20 protein-coding genes are annotated in these 17912 nt (G+C 65.3%); all 20 read right to left on the reverse strand.

Annotated features, from left to right (window positions below; genetic code table 11):
* The 20 genes from IAE34_RS08200 to fliH all read right to left on the reverse strand — a co-directional run bounded on the left by IAE34_RS08200 (position 1) and on the right by fliH (position 17850).
* The gene (locus IAE34_RS08200; protein ID WP_200138369.1) at positions 1–375 is read right to left on the reverse strand and encodes a chemotaxis response regulator CheY; all 375 of its coding nucleotides are present in this window, start codon (positions 373–375) and stop codon (positions 1–3) included.
* Between the two features lie 104 nt (positions 376–479).
* A complete protein-coding gene (gene fliA / locus IAE34_RS08205) occupies positions 480–1220 on the reverse strand; it encodes an RNA polymerase sigma factor FliA (protein WP_200138370.1) in 741 nt (246 codons plus the stop codon).
* Positions 1217–2059, reverse strand: coding sequence for a flagellar synthesis regulator FleN (gene fleN / locus IAE34_RS08210; RefSeq protein ID WP_200138435.1), 843 nt, complete (start codon positions 2057–2059; stop codon positions 1217–1219). Before fleN ends, fliA begins: the two co-directional genes overlap by 4 nt.
* Before the next feature lie 66 nt (positions 2060–2125).
* On the reverse strand, positions 2126–3436 hold the full coding sequence (gene flhF, locus IAE34_RS08215; RefSeq protein ID WP_200138371.1) for a flagellar biosynthesis protein FlhF: 1311 nt from the start codon (positions 3434–3436) through the stop codon (positions 2126–2128).
* Between the two features lie 11 nt (positions 3437–3447).
* On the reverse strand, positions 3448–5577 hold the full coding sequence (gene flhA / locus IAE34_RS08220; RefSeq protein ID WP_200138372.1) for a flagellar biosynthesis protein FlhA: 2130 nt from the start codon (positions 5575–5577) through the stop codon (positions 3448–3450).
* A gap of 181 nt (positions 5578–5758) precedes the next feature.
* Complete coding sequence (gene flhB, locus IAE34_RS08225; RefSeq protein ID WP_200138373.1) at positions 5759–6901, reverse strand: flagellar biosynthesis protein FlhB; 1143 nt, start codon at positions 6899–6901, stop codon at positions 5759–5761.
* A 2-nt stretch (positions 6902–6903) separates the two neighbouring features.
* On the reverse strand, positions 6904–7680 hold the full coding sequence (gene fliR / locus IAE34_RS08230) for a flagellar biosynthetic protein FliR (protein WP_200138374.1): 777 nt from the start codon (positions 7678–7680) through the stop codon (positions 6904–6906).
* Between the two features lie 7 nt (positions 7681–7687).
* A complete protein-coding gene (fliQ, locus tag IAE34_RS08235; protein ID WP_200138375.1) occupies positions 7688–7957 on the reverse strand; it encodes a flagellar biosynthesis protein FliQ in 270 nt (89 codons plus the stop codon).
* 21 nt (positions 7958–7978) lie between these two features.
* The gene (gene fliP / locus IAE34_RS08240; protein ID WP_200138376.1) at positions 7979–8734 is read right to left on the reverse strand and encodes a flagellar type III secretion system pore protein FliP; all 756 of its coding nucleotides are present in this window, start codon (positions 8732–8734) and stop codon (positions 7979–7981) included.
* Complete coding sequence (fliO, locus tag IAE34_RS08245; protein WP_200138377.1) at positions 8731–9174, reverse strand: flagellar biosynthetic protein FliO; 444 nt, start codon at positions 9172–9174, stop codon at positions 8731–8733. Before fliO ends, fliP begins: the two co-directional genes overlap by 4 nt.
* A 9-nt stretch (positions 9175–9183) precedes the next feature.
* Positions 9184–9651, reverse strand: a complete 468-nt coding sequence (fliN, locus tag IAE34_RS08250) for a flagellar motor switch protein FliN (protein WP_200138378.1) — start codon at positions 9649–9651, stop codon at positions 9184–9186.
* Positions 9652–9696: 45 nt separating this feature from the next.
* A complete protein-coding gene (gene fliM / locus IAE34_RS08255) occupies positions 9697–10665 on the reverse strand; it encodes a flagellar motor switch protein FliM (protein WP_200138379.1) in 969 nt (322 codons plus the stop codon).
* A 10-nt stretch (positions 10666–10675) separates the two neighbouring features.
* Positions 10676–11173 (reverse strand): flagellar basal body-associated protein FliL, encoded by a 498-nt coding sequence (gene fliL / locus IAE34_RS08260; protein WP_200138380.1) that lies wholly within the window; start codon positions 11171–11173, stop codon positions 10676–10678.
* A gap of 126 nt (positions 11174–11299) precedes the next feature.
* Positions 11300–12697 (reverse strand): flagellar hook-length control protein FliK, encoded by a 1398-nt coding sequence (locus IAE34_RS08265; RefSeq protein ID WP_200138381.1) that lies wholly within the window; start codon positions 12695–12697, stop codon positions 11300–11302.
* Positions 12698–12780: 83 nt separating this feature from the next.
* Complete coding sequence (locus IAE34_RS08270; RefSeq protein WP_200138382.1) at positions 12781–13128, reverse strand: Hpt domain-containing protein; 348 nt, start codon at positions 13126–13128, stop codon at positions 12781–12783.
* A 50-nt stretch (positions 13129–13178) separates the two neighbouring features.
* On the reverse strand, positions 13179–14870 hold the full coding sequence (locus tag IAE34_RS08275) for an ATP-binding SpoIIE family protein phosphatase (RefSeq protein WP_200138383.1): 1692 nt from the start codon (positions 14868–14870) through the stop codon (positions 13179–13181).
* Between the two features lie 8 nt (positions 14871–14878).
* Positions 14879–15178 carry an STAS domain-containing protein gene (locus tag IAE34_RS08280; RefSeq protein ID WP_200138384.1) on the reverse strand — a complete coding sequence of 100 codons (300 nt, stop codon included), beginning with the start codon at positions 15176–15178 and terminating at the stop codon, positions 14879–14881.
* A gap of 103 nt (positions 15179–15281) precedes the next feature.
* Complete coding sequence (gene fliJ / locus IAE34_RS08285; RefSeq protein WP_200138385.1) at positions 15282–15734, reverse strand: flagellar export protein FliJ; 453 nt, start codon at positions 15732–15734, stop codon at positions 15282–15284.
* Positions 15735–15737: 3 nt separating this feature from the next.
* Positions 15738–17099 (reverse strand): flagellar protein export ATPase FliI, encoded by a 1362-nt coding sequence (fliI, locus tag IAE34_RS08290; protein WP_200138386.1) that lies wholly within the window; start codon positions 17097–17099, stop codon positions 15738–15740.
* Entirely contained in the window at positions 17089–17850 is a 762-nt protein-coding gene (gene fliH / locus IAE34_RS08295) for a flagellar assembly protein FliH (protein ID WP_200138436.1), read from the reverse strand. The genes fliI and fliH overlap by 11 nt, the downstream gene beginning before the upstream one ends.
* Positions 17851–17912: the final 62 nt, after the last annotated feature.

Here is a 17912-nt window from a genome sequence, read left to right on the forward strand (position 1 = left end):
TCAGCCGTTGACGCGTTCGAAGATCTTCTCGATCTTTTCTTTGAGCACCTGCGCGGTGAATGGCTTGACCACGTAGCCGTTGACGCCCGCCTGGGCCGCTTCGATGATCTGCTCGCGCTTGGCCTCGGCCGTCACCATCAACACCGGCATGCTCTTGAGTCGCTCGTCGGCACGCACCTGGCGCAGCAGGTCGATGCCGGACATCCCCGGCATGTTCCAGTCGGTCACCAGGAAGTCGAAGTGGCCGCTTTGCAGCATCGGCAAGGCAGTGGTGCCGTCATCGGCTTCTTCGGTGTTGGTGAAGCCCAGATCACGCAACAGGTTCTTGATGATCCGCCGCATCGTCGAGAAGTCGTCAACGATGAGGATTTTCATGTCTTTGTTCAATTAGACCTCCAAGCAGTCTTAAACGCGCTCGCCTGGCGAACGCGCACTCAATCAATTCGGCAAAACGTCCAGCGACTGCATCGAAACCGGCTTCAGCGTGCCCGCCATTCCCCCAGGCGGCTGCGCAGACGCGCCGCACACTGGCTGTGCAACTGGCTGACCCGCGACTCGCTGACCCCCAGCACTTCCCCGATCTCCTTGAGATTGAGTTCTTCGTCGTAGTACAGCGCCAGCACCAGACGCTCTCGCTCCGGCAGGTTGGCGATCGCTTCGGTCAACGCGGCCTGGAAACGTTCGTCCTCCAGATCGCGCGACGGCTCGACATGGCCGCTGACGCCGTCCTCGTGCAGCCCTTCGTGCTCGCCGTCCTGCAACAGGTCGTCGAAACTGAACAAGCGGCTGCCCAAGGTATCGTTCAGGATCCCGTAATAATCATCGAGCCCCAATTGGAGTTCGGCAGCAACCTCGTGATCTTTAGCGTCTCGACCCGTTCTGGCTTCAACTGCTCGCATGGCATCGCTGACCATGCGCGTATTGCGGTGCACCGAACGCGGCGCCCAGTCGCCCTTGCGCACCTCGTCGAGCATGGCGCCGCGGATACGGATACCGGCGTAGGTCTCGAAACTCGCGCCCTTGCTGGCATCGTACTTGTTGGCCACCTCCAGCAGGCCGATCATGCCGGCCTGGATCAGGTCCTCGACCTGGACATTGGCCGGCAGGCGCGCCAGCAGGTGATAGGCGATGCGCTTGACCAGCGGCGCGTAGCGCTCGACCAGCTCGTACTGAGCGTCCTTGGAAGCCTTGCTGTACATCTTGAAACCGCTCGCGTTCATAACACCGGCCCTGCACTGGTGGGATGTACCAGGCGCTCGACGAAGAATTCCAGATGCCCGCGCGGGTTGGCCGGCAGCGGCCAGCTGTCGACCTTCTGCGCGATGGCCTTGAACGCCAGGGCGCACTTGGAGCGCGGGAACGCCTCATACACCGCCCGCTGCTTCTGCACGGCCTTGCGCACGCACTCGTCGTACGGCACGGCGCCGACGTACTGCAGGGCAACGTCGAGGAAGCGGTCGGTGACCTTGGTCAGCTTGGCGAACAGGTTGCGCCCTTCCTGCGGGCTCTGGGCCATGTTGGCCAGGACGCGGAAGCGGTTCATGCCGTAATCGCGGTTCAGCAGCTTGATCAGCGCATAGGCGTCGGTGATGGAGGTGGGCTCGTCGCACACCACCAGCAGCACTTCCTGGGCGGCGCGCACGAAGCTGACCACCGAGTCGCCGATGCCGGCAGCGGTATCGATCACCAGCACATCGAGGTTGTCGCCGATTTCGCTGAACGCCTGGATCAGGCCGGCATGCTGGGCCGGCGCCAGGTGCACCATGCTCTGGGTGCCGGAGGCGGCCGGCACGATGCGCACGCCGCCGGGCCCCTGCAGGAGCACGTCACGCAGCTCGCAGCGCCCTTCGATGACGTCGGCCAGGGTGCGTTTGGGGGTCAGTCCCAGCAGCACGTCGACGTTGGCCAGACCCAGGTCGGCGTCCAGCAGCATGACCCGACGGCCGAGTTCGGCCAGCGCCAGGGACAGGTTCACTGAAACGTTGGTCTTGCCGACGCCACCTTTGCCACCGGTGACGGCGATCACCTGTACGGGATGCATGCTACCCATGTCTGTTATTTACCTTGTCTCGCGTGGGACCTGCCCACCTGGTGGGTCGCTGTGGACTCTCGGCGGCGTACATCGTCAACCCGCGCGCTGATCGGGATTGTGGTAGAGATCGGCGAACATGTCGGCCATGGCCTCCTCGCTGGGATCTTCCTGCAACTGCACACTGACCGCGCGACTGACCAATTGGTGCCGGCGCGGCAGTTGAAGATCGTCAGGAATGCGCGGGCCATCGGTGAGATAGGCCACGGGCAATCGCTGACTGACGGCCAGGCTCAGCACTTCGCCGAGGCTGCCGGTTTCGTCAAGCTTGGTCAGGATGCACCCGGCCAGGCCACAGCGTTTGTAGCTGTGGTAGGCGGCGGTGAGCACCTGTTTCTGGCTGGTGGTCGCCAGCACCAGGTAGTTCCTGGCGGCGATACCGCGCCCGGCCAGCGACTCGAGCTGCATGCGCAGGGCCGGATCGCTGGCCTGCAGGCCAGCGGTGTCGATCAGCACCACGCGCTTGCGCAGCAGCGGTTCCAGGGCCTGGGCCAGCGACTGGCCAGGGTCGACGTAGGTCACCGGCACGTTGAGGATGCGACCCAGGGTCTTGAGCTGCTCCTGGGCGCCGATGCGGTAGCTGTCCATGCTGACCAGGGCCAGGTTGTTGGCGCCGTACTTGAGCACGTAGCGCGCGGCGAGCTTGGCCAGGGTGGTGGTCTTGCCCATGCCGGCCGGGCCGACCATGGCGATGACCCCACCCTCCTCGATCGGCTCGACGTCCGGCACCCGGATCAGCCGGGCCAGGTGCGCCAGCACCATGCGCCAGGCGTGCCGGGGATCGTCGCTCTCACCGGCGAGGTCGAGCAGTTCACGGGCGATCGGGCCGGACAGGCCCAGACGCTGCAGGCGCCGCCAGAGGTTGGCTTGCTGCGGCTTGCTGCCCTGCAACTGGCCCCAGGCGAGCGAGCCCAGTTGCACCTCGAGCAGTTCGCGCAGGCCCGACAGCTCCGAGCGCATGGCATCGAACACGCGCCGGTCCACACCGGCCACTGCGGGCGCCGGCGCCACGGGACGGGCTTCGGGTTGCGGCTCGACCAGCGGCTCGGAGGCCGTCAGCGAGAGGCCGGCGAACAGTTGACGGTTACCCGACTCGGCCTCACCGCGCCCGCCCAGTTCGGCCTGGGCCGTGGCGATGCGCGACTGGGTCTTGCGCAGCTCGTCCTCGAGCTCGACGTTGGGCACGCGCGGGGCCAGGGCGGACAAGGTGTAGTCCAGCGCGGCCGTGAGCTCGACACCGCCGGCGATGCGCCGGTTGCCGATGATCGCGGCATCGGCACCAAGCTCGTCGCGGACCAGTTTCATGGCCTGACGCATGTCGGCGGCGAAAAAACGCTTAACTTGCATAACCCACTACCTCAGCCGTTAGGGCCCACGGTGGCAACGATGGTGACTTGCTTGTTGTCCGGTATTTCCTGGTACGCCAGCACGTGCAGGTTGGGCACGGCCAGGCGACCGAATCTCGACAGCATGGCGCGGATCGGACCGGCCACCAGGAGAATGGCCGGCTGGCCCTGCATCTCCTGGCGCTGCGCCGCCTCGATGAGCGAACGCTGCAGCTTCTCGGCCATGCTCGGCTCAAGAAGAACACCGTCTTCCTGACCTTGTCCGGCCCGTTGCAAACTATTGAGCAAGATCTGTTCCAACCTTGGCTCCAAGGTGATCACAGGCAGCTCGGACTCAATGCCGACAATGCTTTGCACGATGGCGCGGGACAATCCGACACGGACCGCGGCCACCAGCGCGGCGGTATCTTGACTCTTGGCGGCGTTGTTGGCGATGGCCTCGGCAATGCTGCGAATATCACGCACCGGTACCTGCTCGGACAGCAATGCCTGCAAGACCTTCAACAGCCCCGACAAGGAAATGACGCCTGGCACCAGTTCCTCGGCGAGCTTGGGCGACGCCTTGGCCAGCACCTGGAGCAATTGCTGGACCTCTTCATGGCCGATCAGCTCGTGGCAGTGCTTCTGCAGGATCTGATTGAGGTGGGTGGCCACTACCGTGCTGGCGTCGACCACGGTGTAGCCCAGCGACTGCGCCTGGGCGCGCTGGGCCACGTCGATCCATACCGCCTCCAGGCCGAACGCCGGGTCGCGCGCGGCGATGCCGTTGAGGCTGCCGAACACCTGGCCGGGGTTGATCGCCAGTTCGCGGTCCGGGTAGATCTCCGCTTCGGCCAGGATCACGCCCATCAGCGTCAGGCGATAGGCACTGGGCTGCAGGTCCAGGTTGTCGCGGATATGCACCGTCGGCATGAGAAAGCCCAGGTCCTGGGACAGCTTCTTGCGCACGCCCTTGATGCGCGCCAGCAGCTGTCCACCCTGGTTGCGATCAACCAGCGGGATCAGGCGGTAGCCCACTTCCAGGCCGATCATGTCGATGGGCGTAACATCGTCCCAGCCCAATTCCTTGGTTTCCATGGCCCGCTGCGGCGAGGGCAGCAGGTCCTGCTGGCGCTGCGCTTCCTGCAACGCCACCTGCTTGGCCTTCTGCTGCTTCTTCCACACCAGGTAGGCACCACCGCCGGCCAGCAGGCCGAGGCTCAGGAAGGCGATGTGCGGCATGCCCGGCACCAGGCCCATGACGATCATCAGGCCGGCGGACACCGCCAGGGCCTTGGGCGAGTCGAACATCTGCCGGTTGATCAGCTTGCCCATGTCCTCGGAGCCCGAGGCGCGGGTGACCATGATCGCCGCGGCGGTGGACAGCAGCAGCGACGGCAGCTGCGCCACCAAACCGTCACCGATGGTCAGCAGGGCGTAGACCTTGCCGGCATCGCCGAAGCTCATGCCGTGCTGCAGCATGCCGATGAGCATGCCGCCGATGAGGTTGATGAACAGGATCAGCAGGCCGGCCACGGCGTCGCCGCGCACGAACTTGCTGGCACCGTCCATCGAGCCGTAGAACTCGGCCTCCTGGGCCACTTCGGCGCGGCGCGCCTTGGCCTGGGCCTGATCGATCAGGCCGGCGTTGAGGTCGGCGTCGATCGCCATCTGCTTGCCGGGCATGGCATCGAGGGTGAAACGCGCGCTCACTTCGGAGATCCGCCCGGCACCCTTGGTCACCACCACGAAGTTGATGATCATGAGGATGGCGAACACCACCGCACCGACCACGTAGTTGCCGCCGATCACCACTTCACCGAAGGCCTGGATCACCTTGCCCGCTGCGCCATGCCCTTCCTGGCCATGGAGCATCACCACGCGCGTGGAGGCCACGTTCAGCGCCAGGCGCAACAGCGTGGCCACCAGCAGGATGGTCGGGAAGGCGGCGAAATCCAGCGGTCGCAGGGCGTAGACGCAGACCAGCAGGACCACGATCGACAGGGCGATGTTGAAGGTGAAGAACACGTCGAGCAGAAACGGCGGGATGGGCAACATCATCATTGCCAGCATCACCAGCAGCAACAGCGGCACGCCCAGGTTGCCCCGACCGAGACCGGCCAGGTTGTTACGGGCATTGCTGAGTAACTGAGCGCGATCCACCGGGTATCCTCTTCGAGCGGAAACTTGACGCCTGGACAGGGTCTGGGCGGTGCTCTGCAAGAAGCTTTCCAACTTCACGTGCCAGGTACGGGCAAGGGTATCGGCGGTAGCGAATGAACCTGGGCCTGCCCGCGGCCGGAGACCTCCAGGACGGGCAGCGGCTGGCGCGGCGAGCGGGCCGTCAGCTATCGCGGCGCAGGTCCGGCGGAATCGGCAGGTCCTTCTTCAGTGGATCCGGCGCCTTGCCGCGACCGGCGCGGTACTGGCGAATCTGGAACACGTAGGCCAGCACCTGAGCCACCGCCAGGTACAGCCCGGCGGGGATTTCGTGCTCGAGCTCGGTGGAGTGGTAGATCGCCCGCGCCAGTTCCGGCGACTCGAGGATCTGCACCTTGTGCTCCTGACCGATCTCGCGAATCTTCAGCGCCAGGAAGTCCGTGCCTTTGGCCAGCAGCAAAGGCGCCGAGCCGCCCTTCTCCGGGTCGTACTTGAGCGCCACGGCATAGTGGGTCGGGTTGGTGATGATCACATCGGCCTCCGGCACCGCCGCCATCATCCGCCGCTGAGACGCTTCACGCTGCAACTGGCGGATACGCTGCTTGACCTCGGGCTTGCCTTCCTGGTCCTTGTATTCGTCGCGGATCTCCTGCTTGGTCATCTTCAGCTTCTTGTGGGTCTGCCACAACTGGAAGGGCACGTCGGCCATGGCGATCAGCAACAGCCCGCTGGCCATCCACAACGCGCTCCACCCGACCACCTGCACGCTGTGGATGATCGCCTGTTCCAAGGGCTCGTTGGCGATCGCCAGCAACGCCTGGCGGTCGTTGGCCAGCACTGCCAGGGCCACGATCAGCACCAGGAAGAACTTGGCCATGGCCTTGACCAGCTCGGTGACGGAATTGAGCGAGAACATGCGCTTGATCCCCGACAAGGGGTTCATGCGGCTGAACTTGGGCTGCAACAGCGAGCCGGAGAAGATGAACCCGCCCAGCGCGATTGGTGCCACGAACGACAGCACGAACAGCAGCACCAGGATCGGCTGGGTGGCCCAGATCGCCATCTTCCCCGAGGCCAGCAGCAGCATGCCCATGGAGCGCTCGTCCACCAACTGTTCTCGCGTCAGGCTGAAACTCACCCGCATCAGAGTCATCAGCGTCTCGGCCAGGTAGCCGCCGAACGCCAGCAAGGCTCCGGCACCGCCAAGGGTGATGGCGAAGGTGTTGAGCTCTTTGGAGCGCGCGATCTCGCCCTTCTCGCGGGCGTCGCGCTTGCGTTTGTCGGTGGGCTCTTCGGTCTTGTCCTGACCGCTCTCGCTCTCGGCCATGGTCAGCGCATCCGAGCCAGTTCACGCAGCCATTGCAAGGCTTCGCTGGCGAACTGCTGATAGTGCGACAGGATATCGGCCAGTCCGATCCAGAACAGGCCCATGCCCAGCACCAGGGTCAAAGGGAAACCGATGGAGAAGATGTTCAGCTGGGGGGCCGCGCGCGTCATCACGCCGAAGGCGATGTTGACCACCAGCAGCGCGGTGATCACCGGCAGGATCAGGATCAGCCCGGCGCCGAGCACCCAGCCCAGGCGCCCGGCGATCGCCCAGAACTGGGAAACCGTCAGGGCATTGCCGATGGGCAAGGTGGTGAAGCTCTCGGTGAGCACCTCGATCACCACCAGGTGCCCGTTCATCAGCAGGAACAGCACACTCACAAGCATGGTGAGGAACTGGCCGACCACCGCCACGTTGACGCCGTTGGCCGGGTCGATCATCGACGCCATGGACATGCCCATCTGGATCGCCACCACCTGCCCGGCCACCACGAAGGCCTGGAACAGCATCTGCAGAGAAAAGCCGAACAGCGCGCCAACGAGGATCTGCTCGGCGCACAGCATCACGCCGCGCAGGCTCAGCGGTTCGAATTCGGGCATGGGCGGCAGCCCAGGGACGATCACCACGGTGATGGCCAGCGCGGCGTAAAGACGAATGCGCGCCGGCAGCATGCGCGTACCGAACACCGGCATGGTCATCAACAGCGCCGTCACCCGAAACAGTGGCAGGATGAAGGTCGCGACCCAGGTGCCGATCTGCGCGGCGGTCAGCTCGAGCATCGCCCGCTCACCCGATCAGCTGCGGAATGCCGCTGTACAGGCCGGTCATGTACTCCATGAACTTCTGCACCAGCCACGGGCCGACCACGATCAGCGTGACCAGCATCACCAGCAGGCGCGGCAGGAAGCTCAGGGTCTGTTCGTTGATCTGCGTGGCGGCCTGGAAGATCGCCACGATCAGGCCCACCAGCAGGCTGGGCACCACCAGCACCGCGACCATCATGGCGGTCAGCCAGAGCGCTTCGCGAAACAGGTCGACTGCGATTTCCGGGGTCATGCACTACCTCCTGGGGCGGGATCAGACGCCGCCGAAACTGCCCGCCAGCGTGCCCATGATCAGCGCCCAGCCATCGACCAGTACGAACAGCATGATCTTGAACGGCAACGAAATGATCAGCGGTGAAAGCATCATCATGCCCATGGCCATCAACACACTGGCCACCACCATGTCGATGATCAGGAACGGGATGAAGATCATGAAGCCGATCTGGAAGGCGGTCTTGAGCTCGGACGTGACGAACGCCGGCACCAGGATGGTCAGCGGCGCCTGGTCGGGGCTAGCGATGTCCGTGCGCTTGGACAGGCGCATGAACAGGTCCAGGTCGCTCTGCCGGGTCTGCGCCAGCATGAAGTCCTTCAGCGGGCCCTGGGCCTTGTCGATGGCCTGCTGCGCGGTCATCTGCTCGCTCAGGTAAGGCTGCAGGGCATCGCGGTTCACCCGGTCGAACACCGGCGCCATGATGAACAGGGTCAGGAACAGCGCCATGCCGGTGAGCAACTGGTTGGATGGGGTCTGTTGCAGGCCCAGCGCCTGGCGCAGGATGGAAAAGACGATGATGATCCGGGTGAAGCTGGTCATCAGGATGACGAACGCCGGGATGAAGCTCAGCGCGGTCATGATCAGCAGGATCTGCAGGCTGACCGAATATTCCTGCTGGCCGTTCGGGCCGTTGCTCAGGGTGATGGCCGGGATCGACAGCGGGTCGGCGGCCAGTGCCAGGGGCGCGGCCAGCAGCAACGCCAGCGCCAGGGTCAAGCGCAGCGCGCCGTTCATCGGTGGGTGTCCTTGTTGTCCTTGCCCATCAGTTCGAGCAGACGCTGGGCGAACTCAGGCGCCGCCGGCCGTGCGGTGTCCGGCACCGGTACGGGTTCGGCCAACACGTGCAGCGCCTCGATACTGCCCGGGCTGTGGCCGATCAGGATCTGCTGCTTGCCCACCTGCACCAGCAGCAAACGGTCCCGAGGGCCCAGCGCGCGGGTGCCGACGATCTCGATGACCTGGCCGCCGCGCGGCTGCACCAGTTGCAGGCGACGCAGCAGCCAGGCCAGCAGGAAGATAACCCCCACCACCAGCAACAGGCCGAACAGCATCTGCAACAGCTGACCGCCCATGCCGGCAGGGGCCGCTGCGGCCGCCGGCGCAGCCGCGACCTGCGCCGCGTGCAGCATCCCGCTGCCCAGCATGGCAGCGACCACACCCAGACCTCGGATCATGGTCCTCACTCAGCGCAGCTTCTTGATGCGTTCGCTGGGGCTGATCACGTCGGTCAGGCGGATGCCGAACTTTTCGTTGACCACCACCACCTCGCCGTGGGCGATCAGCGTGCCGTTGACCAGCACGTCCAGCGGCTCGCCGGCCAGGCGGTCGAGTTCGATCACCGAGCCCTGGTTGAGCTGAAGCAGGTTGCGAATGCTGATTTCCGTGGCGCCCACTTCCATGGAGATGCTCACCGGGATATCCAGGATCACGTCCAGGTTCGGACCCTCCAGGCTGACGTTCTCGTTGGGCCGCGGCGAGCTGGCGAACTCTTCCATCGGCAGGCGGCCCGGCCCTGACGCACGTCCGGAGTCGGCGGCCAGCAGCGCGTCGATGTCGGCCTGGCCCGCATCGCCGGTTTCTTCCAGGGCAGCTGCCCACTCGTCGGCCAGGGCCTGTTCCTCCGGGGAGGTGATCTCGTTTTCGTTAGCCATAAAGTCCTCGACAGGCTTGCAATGCGGTGAACGGTCGGGGCGCGGTCAGCGCCGGCCGATCGGATCGATGATCTGCAGCGACAGGGTGCCCTTGTGCGACCCCAGCCGCGCCTTGAACGACGGCACCCCGTTGGCGCGCAGTACCAGGTGTTCGGGCAGCTCCACCGGGATCACGTCGCCGGGCTGCATGTGCAGAATGTCGCGCAGCTTGAGCTGACGCCGCGCGACGGTGGCCGTGAGCGGCACGCTGACGTCCAGCACGTCTTCGCGCAGCGCCCGGACCCAGCGTTCGTCCTGATCGTCCAGATCGGACTGGAAGCCGGCGTCGAGCATCTCGCGCACCGGCTCGATCATCGAATAGGGCATGGTCACGTGCAGGTCGCCACCGCCGCCGTCCAGCTCGATGTGGAAGGTCGACACCACCACCGCTTCGCTGGGCCCGACGATGTTGGCCATGGCCGGGTTGACCTCCGAGTTCATGTACTCGAAGTTCACCGGCATGATCGCCTGCCAGGCTTCCTTGAGGTCGACGAAGCACTGGTCCAGCACCATGCGCACCACGCGCAGTTCGGTGGGGGTGAATTCGCGCCCCTCGATCTTGGCGTGGCGGCCATCGCCGCCGAAGAAGTTGTCCACCAGCTTGAACACCAGCTTGGCGTCGAGGATGAACAGCGCGGTGCCGCGCAGCGGCTTGATCTTGACCAGGTTGAGGCTGGTCGGCACGTACAGCGAGTGCACGTATTCGCCGAATTTCATCACCTGCACGCCGCCCACCGCCACGTCCGCCGAGCGGCGCAGCAGGTTGAACATGCTGATGCGGGTGTAACGGGCGAAGCGCTCGTTGATCATCTCCAGGGTCGGCATGCGGCCACGCACGATCCGATCCTGGCTGGTCAGGTCGTAGCTCTTGACGCCGCCCGGCTCGCCGGCGCTTTCGGTCTGTACCAGACCATCGTCGACGCCATGCAGCAGGGCATCGATCTCATCCTGGGACAGCAGGTCCTGCACGGCCATCGGTCGGCTCCTACTGCAATACGAAATTGGTGAACAGCAGCTGGTCGATGACCGGCTTGCCGACTTCTTTCTGCGCCACTTCCTGAACCACCGCGGTGGCCTTCTGGCGCAGCATCTCTTCACCCACGGCGCTGCTGGCCAGGGTGTCGAAGCCTTGCCCGGAGAACATCATCACCAGGTTGTTGCGAATCACCGGCATGTGCACCTTGAGCGCGTCCAGGTCGGCCTGGTTGCGCCCTTGCATGGTGATGCTCACCTGCATGTAGCGCTGCCGGCCGTTCTGGTTGAAGTTGACCACGAAGGCCGGCGCCAGGGGCTCGTAGATCGCGGCCGGCTTGGCATTGGCCTGCGCCGGATCGGCCGGGGCGGCCGGCTCGCTCTTGTGCATGACGAACCACGTGGCGCCCACCGACAGGCCCACGGCCAGCAGCAGGGCCAGCACCACCATCAGGATCAGCTTGAGTTTGCCTTTAGGGGCGGGTTCTTTGACTGCGTCGCTCTTCGCCATGCCAATAATCCGTCGTCCATCGCGTTTTCAAGAAGGGATGACGTGGCTTGAGCAAGTGTTATGCCAGATTACGAGGAATGGCGGCAGACAATGGCGGCAGGCGCCACGACCGCCGCCCGCTCTGGGTCAGGCGTAGTAGTCGACCGCGCTGTCGCCGATCACCACTTGCTGCTCGGCCGGGCGCGCCACCGACGCGAGTTCGGCGTCGTCGCCCTCCTCCTGCGCGCGCCGCGCCGCCACGCCGGAGAAATTGGCACTGCCCTGCTGCGCCTGTTGCTGTTGCTGGCGCGACTGGTCGGCGACGTTGACATCCGGCTGGGCCAGCCCTTGCTGGGTGAACAGCTCGCGCAGACGGTGCAACTGGCTGTCGAGGGCGTCGCGCACCCCGGCGTGGCCGCTGACGAAGGTGATCTGCGCCGCCTGGTCCGCCGCGACATTGACGCGTATGTCCAGCCGACCCAGCTCGGCAGGCTCGAGCTGGATGTTGGCCGACTTGAGGTTCTGGCTGGACAGGTACATCACCCGGTTCACCAGCCCTTCGCTCCAGGCGTTCTGGTTCATGACCAGAGGCTGCTGCAGCGGGTTGCTTGGCGACGCAGCGGGCGCCGCCTTGGCCGTCACAGCCTGGGTCAACTGGCTGAGACGGTTGGCGAAATCGTCGACACGGGTGTCACCCTCGGCTTTCTTGAGATCCTTCAGGCCACCGCTCAACAGCTCCGAGAAACCTTTCTCGCCATGCTGGGACTGACCGCGCGGCGATTCGCCCTCGGCCTCGACCAGCAGGCTCGCCAAGGTATTGACGCTGCCTTGCACGGTACCTTCCTGAGGCTGAGCCTTGTCCCCCTGCGCCGATGCATGGGTCGAGGTCGTGCCTTTGGCCTGGGCGCTCTGTTCCAGCGCCAGCCGCAATGTCGGCATGTCGGCCAGCGGGTCGGCTTCGGGATCGAACTCGGTGGTCGCCACCTTGGCCTCGGCCTCGGGCGCCTCAGGGACTACCGGCTGGGGCGTGGCGGCAGGCTGAACCGAAGCCTGCAGCACAGGCGCCACCGCTTCGGCCTGCGCCTGGATGAGCTGCGCGCCGGCCTGGGCATCGCTGACCTGGCCCGCCACCAGCCGGGCGTCTACCGAACCACCGTCGGCCGGGTGATCATCCTGGGTATCACGGGCCGTCTGCGCGTCTTCTGCGCCCGGAGCCTTGTCGTGCTCCGCAACCTGCGTGTCGGACGCTGCGGCGGGCTTGTCACGCGCCGCAGGCAAGGGTTTGCCGTGGGTGGCAAGCGTAGGCGAACGCTCGCTGCCGCTCTTGCCGCTGGGGGTGAAATCGGGTTTGTCCCTGGACGTGGGCTGGGGTGAGGGGTCGCGACTGGCCGATAGCTTGGCCTGCTGCTGCCGCGCCATCAACTGATCGAAGCCGTCACCCTTGCGCTGCGGGGCTTGCGCGGCCTTTTCCGGGATGCCGGCCGAGGTGCGTGAAGGCGCCTTGGCAGTACCGGCTTGCAGCAAGGGGTTGGGTGCGACAGGCATTGAAACTCTCCACGCCAGTTAACCGAATGAGTGACGTGTTCGAGTCAAGCAAGACTCGCGCCAATTTCTCCCAGACAGTTTCGCTAGCCTGCCGAAATACGCTCACGCTCGCTGCGATAGAAGCGCTGGACCTCGAGGAACTCCAGGTCGATGCGGTTGATCAGGTCCTCGATGCCGTACAGTGGCGGGCGCCGCACACGCTCCTCCAACTCCTGACAAAGCTCGGCGAGCCCCACCGCGCCCATGTTGCTGCTGCTGCCCTTGAAGCTGTGCGCAGCCATGCCCAGGGCCTGGGCGTCCTTGGCCATGTGTAACTGGCTCAGACGACGCTCCGAGTCCTCCAGAAAGGTCTCCAGCAACTGCAGGTAGCCGTCCTCCATGACCTCACGCAGGTCGCTCAGCACCTTGTGATCGATGTGTTGATGTGTCACTTGTTCGCTCCTTGATCAAGCTTGCCGCGCGCGGATTCGAACCCGGCACTTTACCAATCGAATTCCACCCGTGCTCGCCGTCCGTCGTCCAGCCACTGCGCATGGATACCCAGGCGCCTCACCAGATGCAGGCCGCGCCCGCTCAGGCCCTGATGCGGCAGCGCATGCGCCAGGGCATCGTCGATATCGAAGCCCGTGCCGCTGTCGCTCACCTCAAGCGTCAGACGTCCGCCGCCGGCAATGGGTTCAACCCTGAGCTCGATGCGCACGAAGCCCTCGCTCAGGCCTGACAGACGCCGGTCACGCTCGCGATAATACTGGGCGAAACCTCGCGCATCGTGCTTCAGACGCGAGTCCAGCCCCAGCACCCCATGCTCCAGCGCGTTGGCGTAGAGTTCGCCGAGCACGCTGTGCAGCACGCCATGACTGCTGCGCAGGCCGTGGATCTCCTGAAGCAGCTGCAACAGGCACGGCAAGGGGTCGAACCGCTTGAGGCTCTCGGCCTGCAGGACCATCGACAGCGACCAGTCCATCGGGCTGGTGCCCGTGGTATCGACCAGCGGCAGCTCGATCGGCAGGCACTCACCGGGCCGCCTCATGCTGATGTCGCACAGGCTGATGTCGTCACGGGGTCGCCCACCGAAGCGCGCCAGCGCCTGCATCACCTCATCGAACAACAGCTGCGGATCGCGGTTGGCGGCGAGCACCTGGCACAGGCGCTCGACCCCGAACAAGCGCTCCTGGGCGTTGCCGGTCTCGATCACTCCATCGGAGAACAGGAACAAGCGCTCGCCCTGGGCCATCGGCAGGACCACGGTCGCGTCGTCGAAACGCTCCGGCTCCAGAATGCCCAGCGGCAGGTGCAGCGACGGCAGGCTCGCCATTACCTCGCCGTCCACCGACAACTGATAGGCATCAGGCATGCCGCCGTTCCACACCTCGAGGGTGCCACGCTCGTAATGCAGGGCCACCAGCAAAGCGCTGCAGAACATGTCGACCGGCAGGATGCGCTTGAGCTTGGTGTTCATCTCGCGCAGCGTCTGCGCCAGGCCATAGCCCTTGGCGGTCATGCCATGGAAGACCTCCGCCAGCGGCATGGTGCCCACGGCCGCCGGCAACCCATGGCCAGTGAAATCGCCGAGCATCACGTGCAGGTCACCGCCAGGGGTGAGCGCCGCCATCAGCAGATCGCCGTTGAACAGCGCATAGGGCGACTGCAGGTAGCGAATGTTGTCGCTGTGCAGGCATCCGGAATGGGCGACCTTGTCGAACACGGCCTTGGCCACGCGCTGCTCGTTGAGCAGGTGGTGATGGTGCCGGGCGAGCTCGTCACGCTGCTGCAGCACGGTGGCCTGCAAGCGCCGCTGGCGATCCAGAGCGCCGATCTTGGCCGCCAGGATCACCGCGCTGTAGGGCTTGGCCATGAAGTCGTCGCCACCTGCCTGGAGGCAGCGCACCAGCGCCTGCTCTTCGTTGAGCGAGGTGAGAAAGATGATCGGCACGAAGCTCTCGCCGGCCAGGGCCTTGATCTGACGCGCCGCCTCGAAACCGTCCATCACCGGCATCAGGGCGTCGAGCAGGACCAGATCGGGCGCACATTGGCTGAACAGGGCCACGGCCTGCGCGCCGTCTTGCGCGGTGACCACCTCATGCCCCTGGCGGCGCACGATTTGAGCGAGCAGCAGGCGATCGGCCGCACCGTCCTCGGCGACCAGCACCCGCAACCCGGATTGCACGGGCATGGGCGACCTCAGCTGATGTCGAACAGGGTGTCGAAATTGGAGATGGCGAAGATCTTGCGCACGTCGTCGGTGACGTTGACCACGCTGATGCGCGCCGACTCTTCACCAACATGATCGCGCAGCATCAGCAACATGCCCAGCGCGGAGCTGTCGAGGTAGTGGGCGTCCTTGAGATCGACCACCACCTGCCTGGGCGCGTGGCGCTCGTAGGCGTCGCGAAACGCTGCATGCTGACCGAAGTCGAAGCGTCCCTTGACCGTTATCGTCAATCGTTCCTCGTCCTCTGAATAAACGGACTCGACGGCCATACGCGATTCCTTCGTTGATGGCGTGTGATGAACAAGGTGTAGCAGGCTAGCGGAGTAGTCGCAAGCGCAGCGGCAGTCGCGATCCAGGGGCTGTCCGAAAAACCTAGAACGGGCTCTGTCGAGGCAGGCGCTGCGACAGCTCATCGAGCAGCTTCTGCTCGCGTTTGTCCTCGGCGCGGCGGGCCTCGTCCAGATAGCGCTGCACCAGCTTGCGCAGCCCCTCGACCCGCGCATAGGCCTGCTGCCAGGCATCGCGGGCATTGCGCAGGTTGTTCTGGTGCCAGGTCAGGCTCTGGCGCTGCTGGGTCATGGCCGTTTCGAGCTGACCCAGAAAGCGCTGGTAGTTCACCAGCCAGTTGCCATCGACGCCCTGGCTGCCGCGGTTGATCCACTGGTGCTGGTAGTCTTCGCGGAACCGTTCGAGCTCGGCCAGCTTGGCCTGGGCCTGGGCCACCTGTTGCTGGAACTGGCCCAGGCGCTGGACCGCCTTGCGCTCCTCGTCCTCGGCCATCTGCACCACGGGCGCCAGGCGCGCGGCACGACTGGGCAGGGCCATGGCTTAGCCGTTGCCCGAAGTGGGGGCGAAAATGGTGCCCAACTGGTCACGACTTTCCGCCATGCCCACGCTTTCGTCGAGTCCCTGGCGCAAAAAGCCCACCAGCTTGGACTGCAAGGCGATGGCCAGGTCGGTCTCCGGGTCGCCGCCGGCCACGTAGGCACCGACGCTGATCAGGTCGCGACTCTGCGACAGGCGCGACCACAGCTGCTTGAACTTCTGGGCCTGGCGCAGGTGATCGGTATCGACCACCTGCGGCATCACTCGGCTGATCGAGGCCTCGATGTCGATGGCAGGGTAATGACCTTCCTCGGCCAGCCGACGCGACAACACGAAGTGGCCGTCGAGCACCCCCCGCGCCGAGTCGGCGATCGGGTCCTGCTGGTCGTCGCCTTCGGACAATACGGTGTAGAACGCGGTGATCGATCCGCCCCCCGCCTCGCCGTTGCCGGCGCGCTCCACCAGCTTGGGCAACTTGGCGAACACCGAAGGTGGATAGCCACGGGTGGCCGGCGGCTCACCGATGGCCAGAGCGATCTCGCGCTGAGCCTGGGCGAAACGGGTCAGCGAGTCCATCAGCAACAGCACGTTCTTGCCCTTGTCGCGAAAATACTCGGCGATGCGCGTGCAATACATGGCCGCGCGCAGGCGCATCAGGGGCGCATCGTCGGCGGGCGAAGCCACCACTACCGATCGCTTGAGGCCTTCCTCGCCAAGGATGTGCTCGATGAATTCCTTGACCTCGCGACCCCGTTCGCCGATCAGCCCGACCACGATGATGTCGGCCTTGGTGAAGCGGGTCATCATGCCCAGCAGCACCGATTTGCCCACACCGGTACCGGCGAACAGGCCGAGCCGCTGGCCGCGCCCTACCGTCAACAGGCCGTTGATGCTACGGATGCCGACATCCAGTGGCTGGCTGATCGGGTCACGGTTGAGCGGGTTGATCACCGGCCCATCCAGCGGCACCCAGTCCTCGGCCTTCATGCCACCCTTGCCGTCCAGCGCGCGGCCGGCACCGTCGAGCACTCGCCCGAGCATGCCCATGCCCATGGGCAGCCTGCCGCTGTCGTCCAGCGGTACCACCCGTGCGCCCGGCGCGATGCCGGCGATGCTGCCTACCGGCATGAGGAACACCTTGCTGCCGGCGAACCCCATCACCTCGGCCTCCACCTCGACCGGGTGGTAGCTGTCGTCGTTGATCACCTTGCAGCGACTGCCCACCGCACCCCGCAGGCCCTCGGCTTCCAGGGTGAGGCCGACCATGCGCAGCAGGCGGCCCTCGACCACCGGCTGCTCGGCCAGCTTCACGGCCTCGGCATAGCCGCTCAGGCGCCGGGCGAAGCTGGTGCGTTCAAGGCGCATCGGGTGCGTCCAGTTCGACGGCCAGGTCAGGCGCGGCCGGATGCAGGGTCTGCTGGTGGGACTGTTCGAACAACTGCGCCACGGCCTTTTCCAGGCGCGTCTCCATGCTCGCGTCGATACGGCTGTGGGCGGTCTCGATGCGGCAGCCGCCTGGCAGCAACGCCTCGTCCTCGAGCAGCTTCCAACGCTCCTCGTGCCGATCGCGCAAGGCCTTGACCTGCTCGAAGTCCTGCGGGTTGAGGTGAATGCGGATGTTCTCGGCGCCCATCGGCAGCAGCTTGAGCGCCTCGCGCAACACCTGGGCGATCTGCGTGGAGTCGCTGCGCAGTTCGCGCCCGACCACCTCACGGGCCATGTGTGCCACCAGATGGACCAACGACTTCTCGATCTGCCGATCCTGTTCGGCGATGGGCTCGAGCAGGTGCTGCATGACCTGCTCCAGGCTGGCGAGCTTGACGCCGAGCGCCTGCTCGGCCTCCTGCCGGACCTTCAGCTGGGTGCTGTGAAACCCTTCGCGCTCGCCGGTGGCGAAGCCTTCGTTATAGGCCTCCTGGCGGATCGCCTCGAGCTCTTCGAGGGTCAGCGGCTGGACTTCCTCCAGCGGCACTTCCTCGATTTCCTGCTCGACCGGTTCGGGCTCGGGCTCAGGCTCAGGTTCGGGCGCGGGGTCGAAGCTGGGCAGCGTCCAGACATCGAGGCCTTCGAGGTCGCGGGCACGGATCAGATCGCTGGGGTGGGGTTTGCTGGACATCTTCTCGGACACTCAAATCTCGTTCGACTCACCCAGCCACCTGGGTGAGCGCGGTTCATCCA

The organism is Pseudomonas sp. S30 (assembly GCF_016518545.1).
Lineage (GTDB): Bacteria > Pseudomonadota > Gammaproteobacteria > Pseudomonadales > Pseudomonadaceae > Aquipseudomonas.